The sequence below is a fragment of the Nevskia sp. genome (assembly GCF_021732705.1).
Taxonomy (GTDB): domain Bacteria; phylum Pseudomonadota; class Gammaproteobacteria; order Nevskiales; family Nevskiaceae; genus Nevskia.
Genome location: NZ_JAKFUM010000028.1, coordinates 1 through 9,121, shown reverse-complemented (window position 1 = coordinate 9,121; position 9,121 = coordinate 1). Strand labels below are relative to the sequence as shown.

Genomic DNA, 9,121 nt, shown 5'->3' with positions numbered 1-9,121 from the left:
CTCGGTCGCCGTGATGCCTATCCTTCACCAAAACGAAATCTGGACGCTGAGTTGCTCGAGTTGCGCTCCAGAGTCAGAAATAGATAGGGGCGTGTGCGATTCCGACGTTTTTCTACAGGCTCGTTAGCCCTTATGCCAAAGAAGTACACAATTCCGCCGTTCCTTGAGGGCGTCGTCACGCCCGGTGCCTACGAGCGTTGGCTTGTCCGCAAAGCCAACGCGCATGTGAAACGCGACCGTAAGCGCGGGCATACGTGCTCGGGCAGTGCCTACCGTGAAGCTATTCACGCGGCAGTGATGCATTCTGACGGTGTAGATGCCTACACGGGGGAAAAGCTGCACTGGCACCTGATGAGCACTTACAAAAACGAAGACTCTCAGAAGGGGCGTCACGCCTACAAGGCAGGGTTTGCTCTTTTGCCCACGGTAGACCACGTCACTGCGGAAGCGACCGAAGCCAGCTTCAAGATCTGCAGCTGGCGTTCCAACGATGCGAAAAACGACATGTCTCACCAGCAATTCATTGAGCTGTGCGAACGAGTCTTGAAGCACTCAGGGTTCCGAGTTGAGCGACCGGGCTAACCAGCTGATGCAGCCGACGGTTACGCCGCCCGTGCCTTGGTTCGGCACTGGAGAGTCTGTACTGTGCGGCGCAACCGCGGCTGATCGCGGGCGTTATGCCCACAAACATGTACCCACTTGAGGGAAATGTCCGTGTCCGCACTAACCAACGATGAAATTTGTCTAGGCCTTGTGGTGTATCTTGAGGAAGACGTTCTTCGGTCGTCAATGGCCGTGACGTGGTACGAGGGTAAAGGCTGGACACACGGCGAGCCCGAGCGTCGTCCGTTTGTTTGCTTTGAGATCAATGAAGGTCAATGCGAGTGGGCGCCTGTGACAACTCAAGCCCGAACCGGAGGCGGTACCGGCTATAGGCGGGTCGAACTGCTCCGTGAATGGCGGTCTGGCGGAGACAAGGCATGCTACGACAATCAATGGATCGGGAAGCGCCAATACCTTATGGATGGCGCAAAGTATTTTGTCGGTCCTATTGCCGTGTTCATCGACGCTTCTAAGAACGAGTGCTCAAGTCCAGCTACGCGTGCGCTCCTAAATGATGACGGTATAAAAGCAATCCGAGCCGAAGTTGAACGTCAAGAGAATCGTAGATTCGAGCCGCGCGGTAGCCAATGAGCGCAGTAGGCATAACTAGCGGTTCAAGCCGACGTCCTCGCCTCCGCTGCGCTACGGCAAGGCCGCGGCTTAACCTGGTCGTTGGGCATAAAGAAAATGGCTCTCTTAAGACCCTATAGGCGGACTTGCCGCCAGCTTGCAGACGGAAGCTATGGAAATGGCGGGCATTGGCAATACCTCCTACATCGGAGATTTGCGCGAGATCCGCAGCACTATGTACGGGCCTTTTTGCTGCTCCAGAAAGATCTGCAGGATCTTTTCGCATATGTCGAGCCATCGTCCTCAAATCTCGGCACGTACTCACATCGCATTCAGCAGTTACTGATGCGCGCTTGCGTAGAAGTAGAAGCGAATTTCACAGCTATCTTGTTCGAGAACTCTTATCTCAAAAATAGCGGTGATCTGAATATGGGCGACTACAAGCTGGTCAACCACTCACATTTCTTGTCCTCGTATGAAGTGCGGATTCCTGGGTGGCATGGCTCTCACGAAATTCGGCGTCCTTTCTCTGCTTGGGATTCGGGTAGCACCTTGCAGTGGTACAGGGCCTACAACAAATCAAAACATGATCGCCACGGCTCATTCCACCTAGCTACATTCGACGCTCTTATCGATGCAATGTGTGGTCTTGTCGCACTTTTGAGCGCTCAGTTTCATGACGAAGACTACTCGCCGTCTAGCAAAAGCATCAGCATAGGTCCTGGCTACAGCTATGACACTGACGATGGTATGGAGTCAGCTATCGGTGGTCATTTTCGAGTCAAACTCCCCATGAACTTACCCGGAGAGGAAAGATACGGTTTCAACTGGGGCGATCTAAGAGAAGAGGAAGACCCATTCATCAACTTCAATCATGCGGCGTATGCCCAACAATGAATTCCACTCCGACGTCCCCGCCGCCGCTTTGCGCCGTCAGGGTCGCAGGTGAGCTCAGGCGTTTGCCATGACGAAATACGACGATGCCTCTTGGCACTATGGTGCGGATAATTTTCCGAAGCATCTGCCGCAAGAGGCCGGCGCTACCCACACCGGCATGTTCGTGGCTTGGGCCTTTCTGTCTGGACTTGCAGGTTCAATTCACGTCGAGGGCTTTACTGTAGACATTCAGAAGCTACAAACGCGTACGGTCACGCCGGGCGTATTCTTCTACGAAGTCTGCGACGGCAAGTTCACGGACGAAGACTTGAACGACGACGGGAACTGATACGCCAGTAGTTACTTCGACTTTGAGAAAGGGCAATATCTTAAAGACTACGAAGCGCTACTGGGTGCTGACGTTGAAGACCTTTATTCGGTCGAAGACACATGGGCTAACTTTGATCGTCTGAGGCCGCTATTGGATCAACGATTCAACGAATGGAGAGCGCAGCATGGCTAGCGATGTACTGCAGTCGCCCGCAATGCATTCGCCTTGGCTTCGCGTCGGCTGACTTGGAGCGTTGGACGACAAAGAGACATTGATGCACGACCAGCAAATCCCGCTCCATCTGTTCGTTCCGGTGTTTGTCGCTGCATGGGTGTCCGTATGCGCGTTACTATCGGCGGTCGATGGATGGCTGCAACTTGGAAGACGATACAGTCAAAAAGTATCAATTCGAGGAAGAAGGTATCGTTTCGTATCCGGCTCAAGGGGTTGGCGCTTTTTCTCCGTCAACTATGGAAATTGCCTCTTTATAAGAGTTTGCGAGTCTGGCTTCCAACTTCAAGTTCTTTTTCCTTTCAGTATTCTGCATCGTCCTTTACTGTTTTCTTGGCCGTACGTGCTGTCAGTTGAGGTTCGTCGCTATTTTTTCTTGATTGAGCGCACGACTATTCCAAGCGATCCCCCACGCTTGGTCTCTCTGTAGTCGTGCAGTTCCAAGCCCGGACGGGCCGGCCGTGGATGACGGTTTCGGCTGGCAGCGAACGCGAGCAATTCGCTGTCATCTGGCCGTCAGCCGGGGCCAAGTGTCGACAGAGCAGGTGACGCGCTCTGCTTCGGCAACCCGCGTTGACAGGTTGATCACAACTCGCAGTTGTCGACTGTGACAGGCGGCGGGTGCGGGATGCCGGCTCCGGGCGGCGCGCCGGATGTCGGATGGACGAACGGGTCCGCGCGCGGTTGCCGGGTTGCCCTTGAGTCGGGGCGTCGATGCCCCAGATTTTGGGGAAGCCTGCCGCTCGACTTTCGCTGTGACCGACGATCCATTGACCGCCAACGCGCGCCGCCGCGCGTTGTTCAAGGCCATCCTGGGCCCCGAGAAGTCCTTTTACTGGCTGGCTGCGATCTACAGCATCGCGACGTCGGTGCTGACGCTGGCTGTACCGCTGTCGGTGCAGGTGCTGATTGCCACGGTATCGAACACGGCGCTGCTGCAGCCGGTGGTGGTGCTGTCGCTGATCCTGTTCGCCTTGCTTGGCATGTACGGCGCGCTGTACGTCGTGCAGGCGCATCTGATGGATCGCTTCGAACGCCGCTTCTTCGCCCGCTACACCCAGGAAATCGTGCTGCGCAGCGTGCACAGCGCCGTGGCTGCCGGTCGACGGATGAACCGCGAAGAACTGGCCAACCGCTTCTTCGAGATCGTCAGCGTCCAGCGAAACGTGCCGACGATCGTGCTCAACGGCTCGGCGATTCTGATGCAGGCAATCGTCGGCATCATCGTGGTGTCGGGCTATCACCCGGCGTTCGTGGTGTTCAGCGCGGTGCTGCTGGTGATGGTCTGGCTGATCTGGAAAATCTGGGTCAGCCGCGCGATCCACAGCAAGGTGTACGCGTCGAAGGCGAAGTTCAAGGTCGCGCGCTGGCTGGAAGAGCTGGCGCGGGTGCATCCATCGTTCCAGTCCACCCGGACAATCCGCTACGCCACGCGCGAAGCCGAAGCCTTGATCGCGGGCTATGCCAGCGCGCACCGCAAGCATTTCGGCCACAAGCTGGCGCAGACGGTGGGCTACTTCGGGCTTTATGCCGTGGCCAGCGCGGCCTTGCTCGGCGTCGGTGGCTGGCTGGTGATCATCAACGAATTGACGCTGGGTCAGCTGGTGGCGGCCGAACTGATCTTTGCGGCGGTGTTCTATTCACTGACCCGCCTGCCGGCGCTGCTCGACAACTATTACGAGCTGTGTGCGGCCGTCGACAAGCTCGGCGAGTTTCTCGAGCTTGAACTGGAGGACGCGACCGACGGCGAACCGGTGCCGGAAGGCGCGGTCAGTCTGCGACTGGACGGCGCGAGCATCGCCGTGGGCGATGGCACGGCGCGCTTCGATTTCACGGTTCCGGCCGGCCGCAAGGTCTTCGTCAATTGCGAGGACGACGAACTGCGCGATGCCCTGCTGGCGATGCTGCGCCGGCACCGGACGCCGCTGTCTGGGCGTCTGCAACTGGGCCCGGCGGAGATCGGCGACATCCATCTGCATCAGCTGCGTGAAGCGGTGCTGGTGGTCGATTCCACCGAACCGCTGGAACGCTCGATTGCCGAAAACCTGGGCCTTGGCGATTCGTCGGTCACCCGCAGCGCGATGCGCGAAGTGCTTGATGTGCTTGGCCTTTCCGCTGCGGTGGATCGCCTGCCGAACGGGCTCGATACCGTACTGGCCCGTTGCGGTGATCCGCTGACGCCGGAACAGATGCTGCTGCTCCGGATCGCTTCGGCGCTGCTGGATCGACCGCGACTGCTGATCGTCACGCCGGTCGCCGACAGGCTGTCGCTGGCCCAGCGTCAGGCGGTGCTTGACGCCGTGCGTCGCCAGCCGGACCTGACCTACCTGCAGTTCAGTCGACGCGCCGACATCATCGGCTTCGACGCAGCGCTCGACATCACCGCCACGCGACAGCGCTGGTTCGATGACGTCCGCAGCCTGCCGCCGCCAACGCCAGCCCCTCGGGCGCTGCCTCATGACGCCGCCGGAGTGATCTCATGAGCGAGTCGCAGACCCCGAAGTTCGATGCGGCGTACACCGCGCCGTTCCAGACCGTGGAGGCGCTGGAGCCACCGAAACCGACCCGTGGCTTCGCCCGGCTGATCGTGCTGATTCTCGTCCTGCTCGTCGTGGTGATGAGCGTGACGCCGTGGATCCAGACCGCGCCCGGTTCCGGGCAGATCATCGCGCTGGATCCGACCAACCGCGTGCAGTCGGTCACCGCATCGCTGAGCGGCCGGATCAAGCGCTGGCACGTGCAGGAAGGCGCGAAGGTCAACAAGGGCGACCCGCTGGTCGAGTTGACCGACAACGATCCGAACTACACCGAACGTCTGCAGGCCGAGGTCGATGCCGCCAAGGCGCGGCTGGAAGCCCGGCGCGTGGCGAGCGAAATCGCGCTGATCGATGTCGAGCGTCGCCAGCGCCTGTTCGACAAGGGGCTCGCCGCCAAGCGCGATCTGGAAGCGGCGAACATCCGCTGGCGCGAGCTCAAGGCCTCGGAGGCCGGTGCCGTCGCCGATCTCGTGAAGGCCGAAACCGCCGTGTCGCGCCAGCAGACGCAGCTGGTCATCGCCCCGCGTGACGGCACGATCCTGAAGATCTTCGGCGGCGATACGTCGACTTTCGTCAAGGAAGGCGAGGTGCTGGTCAGCTTCGCACCCGTGGCAACCCAGCGGGCGACCGAACTGTTCGTCAACGGGCTGGACGCCGTGCTGGTGTCGCCGGGTCGAGAGGTGCGACTGAGCTTCGAAGGCTGGCCGGCCGTGCAGTTCAGCGGCTGGCCGTCAGTGGCCGTCGGGACGTTTCCGGGTGTGGTGCAGTTCGTCGATCCGGCGGTGTCCGCCAACGGCCGCTATCGCGTCGTGGTTGCGGAAAAGCCTGGCGAGCCGTGGCCGGACGAGCGCTTCCTGCGTCTTGGCGGCCGCGCCCAGGGCTGGGTGCTGCTGAACGAGGTCAAGCTCGGTTACGAGATCTGGCGCCAGCTGAACTATTTCCCGCCGGAACCGACGCCTGCCGTCACCGCCAACGGCACCGGCGGCGGAGCCGCGAAGTGATTCGCCGCGTCTCGGCGTTCTGCGCCGGTCTGGCATTGGCCTTCGCGGTGCGGGCCGACACTGCGACCGCGCCGGCAGCGACATCGGCCGTCGTTCCGCTGACGCTCGACGCGGTGCTGAGCAGCAGCCGTGAACGCTACCCGCAGGTGCTGGCGGCACGCGAGAAGGTGCGCGCCGAGGCCGGCAAGCTGTTGTCGAGCCAAGGCGCGTTCGATCCGTACGCCGAGCAGACCAGCCGCAGCCGGCTCAGCGGCTATTACGACGGCCGCTACACCAGCGCCAAGGTCGTGCAGCCGTTCGCGGACTTCAGCAGCAGCATCTACGGCGGTTACAAGGTATCCGGCGGCGACTTCCCGATCTACGAGGACGAGGCGTTCACGCTGGATGCCGGCGAGATCAAGATCGGCGCAGTTTTCTCGCTGCTGCGCGACCGTGACATCGACGAACGCCGCGCCAAGCTTCGGGACAGCCGCATCGCGCTCGATCAGTCCGAGCTCGACGCGATGCTGACGCGGGTCCGCGTGCAGCACGACGCGATGACCGCGTATGCCGACTGGATCGCCGCCGGCGAGGCGCTGGCGGTGTACCGCGACCTGCTGCAGCTGGCGGAAGCGCGCAACGAAGGTCTCGACATCCGCATTCAGGAGGGCGACCTCGCCAGCGTCTATCTGAACGAGAATCGCCAGTACATCCTGCGGCGACGCGGCTTTGTCGTGGAAGCCGAGCGCAAGCTGGTGGCGGCCGCCAACAAGCTGTCGCTGTACCTGCGTCAAGCCGACGGCACGCCGCGCCTGCCGCTGGAAGCGGAACTGCCGCGCCGCTGGCCGAATCCGCCTGCGGCGATCGACCCGGGCAGCATCGATGCCGCGATTCGCGCCGCACTGCGGGCGCGGCCGGAAGTGGGCGTGCTGGCAGCCGACATCGAACGCGAACGGTTGAATCTGGCGCTCGGCAAGAATCAGCTGAAGCCGCGGATCGACCTGAACCTCGAAGCTGCCCGGGACTTCGGAAGCGGCGATCCGACGCGCGTGGGCACCGATGCCATCGTCCGGCTCGACGTCACCATCCCGATCGAAACCCGCAAGGCACGCGGCCAGATCGATGCCGCGCAGGCCAACCTGTCACGGCTGGATCTCGATCGCCGCCTGCTCGAAGAGCGCATCGACGTCGAAATCCGCACTTTGGCCAACGACCTGTCGGCCGCCTACCGCTTTGTCGATCTGGCAACGCAGGAAGTGGAGCAGGCCGATGTGCTGTCGCGCGCCGAGCGCGACCGCTTTGCCGAAGGTGCCAGCGACTTCTTCCTCGTCAACCTGCGTGAAGAAGCGGCCGCCAACGCCCGGGTTCGCGAGATCGAAGCCCACCTGCGCTATCTCGGCGCGCTGGCGGATTTCTACGCCGCGACCGTTCAGCGCGAGCCGCTGGGGCTCGGGGGGAGCTGAGGGCCTGATGATCGGCTGCCGCGCTGATGGCTGAGCCGCGCGCTTCACGCACGGATGTCGAAGGAAAAGTCCTGACAGCGGTTCGCTGTCGCGGGGAAGACTTTTCCGATGCAGTATCGTCCAACTGATTCCTTTCAACCAACGTGCCTGGCATGCCGGGGTCAGCCAGTGGGGACTGTTGTCGGGCTTGAACCAGTGCTCGATCGGGATCGAACTGGTCAACGCGGGCAAGCTGCGGAAGCGGTCGGATGGCCAGTGGCTCACCGAATCGAAGCAGCTGATTCCCGCTGCGGACGTCACGGTTGCAAGACACCAGAACGAGTCTGAATCGACTGGCTGGCATGAATACACGGACGTTCAGATCGCGACCGTGACTGCAGTCGGACAATTGCTGAACCAGAAGTATGGGTTCACCGATGTCCTGGGTCATGACGACATTGCCCCGATCCGGAAAATCGACCCCGGTCCGCTGTTCCCGATGAACAGCGTTCGCGGACGCATTCTCGGGCGGAGCTGACGTTCGGGCGGTATCGGCGCCTACTGTCGGCCATCGGCATCGTTTCTGAACGGTGCGGGTAGGGAAGAGTCCCTGCATTGCCGACCGTGCAAGCGCTGCCCGGACGCGGCGAGCCCGGACGCGAACGCGAACGCCGATGAAACGCCAGCAACAACGAAGAAGCCCGCCAGTTCTCACTGACGGGCTTCCAGATCGAGCCGTCGCAGTCATTCCGACCTGCGACGCCAGCCGCTTCAGGCCACCGTCACTTCCTTCGCCGTCTCGATGTACTCATCGATCTGGTTGAAGTTCAGGTACTGGTATATCTGATCCGAGGCCTTGGTGACGATGCCCATCTCGGCGAGGTACTCGGCGACGGTCGGCAGCTTGCCCATCTTCGAGGCGATGGCCGCGAGCTCCGCCGAGCCGAGGAACACGTTGGTGTTCTTGCCGAGGCGGTTCGGGAAGTTGCGGGTGGAGGTCGAGATGGCGGTAGAGCCTTCCTTGATCTGCGCCTGGTTGCCCATGCACAGCGAGCAGCCCGGCATTTCGGTCCGCGCGCCGGCGGTGCCGAAGGTGTTGTAGACGCCTTCCTGCGTGAGCTTCGCGGCGTCCATCTTGGTCGGCGGGGCGACCCACAGACGCACCGGAATGTCCTTCTTGCCTTCCAGCAGCTTGCCGGCGGCGCGGAAGTGGCCGATGTTGGTCATGCACGAGCCGATGAAGGCCTCGTCGATCTTGGTGCCGGCGACTTCGGACAGGAACTTCGCATCGTCCGGATCGTTCGGGCAGCAGACGATCGGCTCCTTGATGTCGGCGAGGTCGATCTCGATGACGGCGGCGTACTCGGCGTCCTTGTCGGCTTCGAGCAGGCTCGGCTTGGCCAGCCACTCTTCCATCTTCTTGATGCGGCGCTCCAAGGTGCGGGCATCCTTGTAGCCGTTGGCGATCATGTTCTTCATCAGGAAGATGTTCGAGTTCATGTACTCGATCACCGGGGCCTGATTCAGCTTGATCGTGCAGCCGGCGGCGGA

8 protein-coding genes are annotated in these 9,121 nt (G+C 61.4%); 7 read left to right on the top strand and 1 reads right to left on the bottom strand.

Annotation, left to right across the window (positions count from 1 at the left end; genetic code table 11):
* Nucleotides 1-132 precede the first annotated feature (132 nt).
* From QZ951_RS20350 to QZ951_RS20320, 7 genes are all read left to right on the top strand, one after another.
* A complete protein-coding gene (locus QZ951_RS20350) occupies nucleotides 133-582 on the top strand; it encodes a hypothetical protein (protein ID WP_293003992.1) in 450 nt (149 codons plus the stop codon).
* A gap of 936 nt (nucleotides 583-1,518) precedes the next feature.
* Nucleotides 1,519-2,070: a hypothetical protein gene (locus tag QZ951_RS20345; RefSeq protein WP_293003990.1), complete on the top strand. Its 552-nt coding sequence runs from the start codon at nucleotides 1,519-1,521 to the stop codon at nucleotides 2,068-2,070.
* 67 nt (nucleotides 2,071-2,137) lie between these two features.
* Entirely contained in the window at nucleotides 2,138-2,398 is a 261-nt protein-coding gene (locus tag QZ951_RS20340; protein WP_293003988.1) for a hypothetical protein, read from the top strand.
* 968 nt (nucleotides 2,399-3,366) lie between these two features.
* Nucleotides 3,367-5,094: a hypothetical protein gene (locus QZ951_RS20335; protein WP_293003986.1), complete on the top strand. Its 1,728-nt coding sequence runs from the start codon at nucleotides 3,367-3,369 to the stop codon at nucleotides 5,092-5,094.
* Nucleotides 5,091-6,149, top strand: coding sequence for a biotin/lipoyl-binding protein (locus tag QZ951_RS20330; protein ID WP_293003984.1), 1,059 nt, complete (start codon nucleotides 5,091-5,093; stop codon nucleotides 6,147-6,149). The genes QZ951_RS20335 and QZ951_RS20330 overlap by 4 nt, the downstream gene beginning before the upstream one ends.
* On the top strand, nucleotides 6,146-7,591 hold the full coding sequence (locus tag QZ951_RS20325; RefSeq protein ID WP_293003982.1) for a TolC family protein: 1,446 nt from the start codon (nucleotides 6,146-6,148) through the stop codon (nucleotides 7,589-7,591). The genes QZ951_RS20330 and QZ951_RS20325 overlap by 4 nt, the downstream gene beginning before the upstream one ends.
* Nucleotides 7,592-7,676: 85 nt before the next feature.
* Nucleotides 7,677-8,108, top strand: coding sequence for an N-acetylmuramoyl-L-alanine amidase (locus QZ951_RS20320; protein WP_366944002.1), 432 nt, complete (start codon nucleotides 7,677-7,679; stop codon nucleotides 8,106-8,108).
* Between the two features lie 233 nt (nucleotides 8,109-8,341).
* Here the strand turns inward: QZ951_RS20320 and QZ951_RS20315 are convergent.
* A partial coding sequence (locus tag QZ951_RS20315; RefSeq protein ID WP_293003980.1) for an aconitase family protein occupies nucleotides 8,342-9,121 on the bottom strand: 780 nt, incomplete at its 5' end.

What these genes read in the sequence shown, in the direction of transcription:
- QZ951_RS20350 (WP_293003992.1), top strand. Translation starts at nt 133, where the DNA reads ATGCCAAAGAAGTACACAATTCCGCCGTTCCTTGAGGGCGTCGTCACG.
- QZ951_RS20345 (WP_293003990.1), top strand. Translation starts at nt 1,519, where the DNA reads ATGCGCGCTTGCGTAGAAGTAGAAGCGAATTTCACAGCTATCTTGTTC.
- QZ951_RS20340 (WP_293003988.1), top strand. Translation starts at nt 2,138, where the DNA reads ATGACGAAATACGACGATGCCTCTTGGCACTATGGTGCGGATAATTTT.
- QZ951_RS20330 (WP_293003984.1), top strand. Translation starts at nt 5,091, where the DNA reads ATGAGCGAGTCGCAGACCCCGAAGTTCGATGCGGCGTACACCGCGCCG.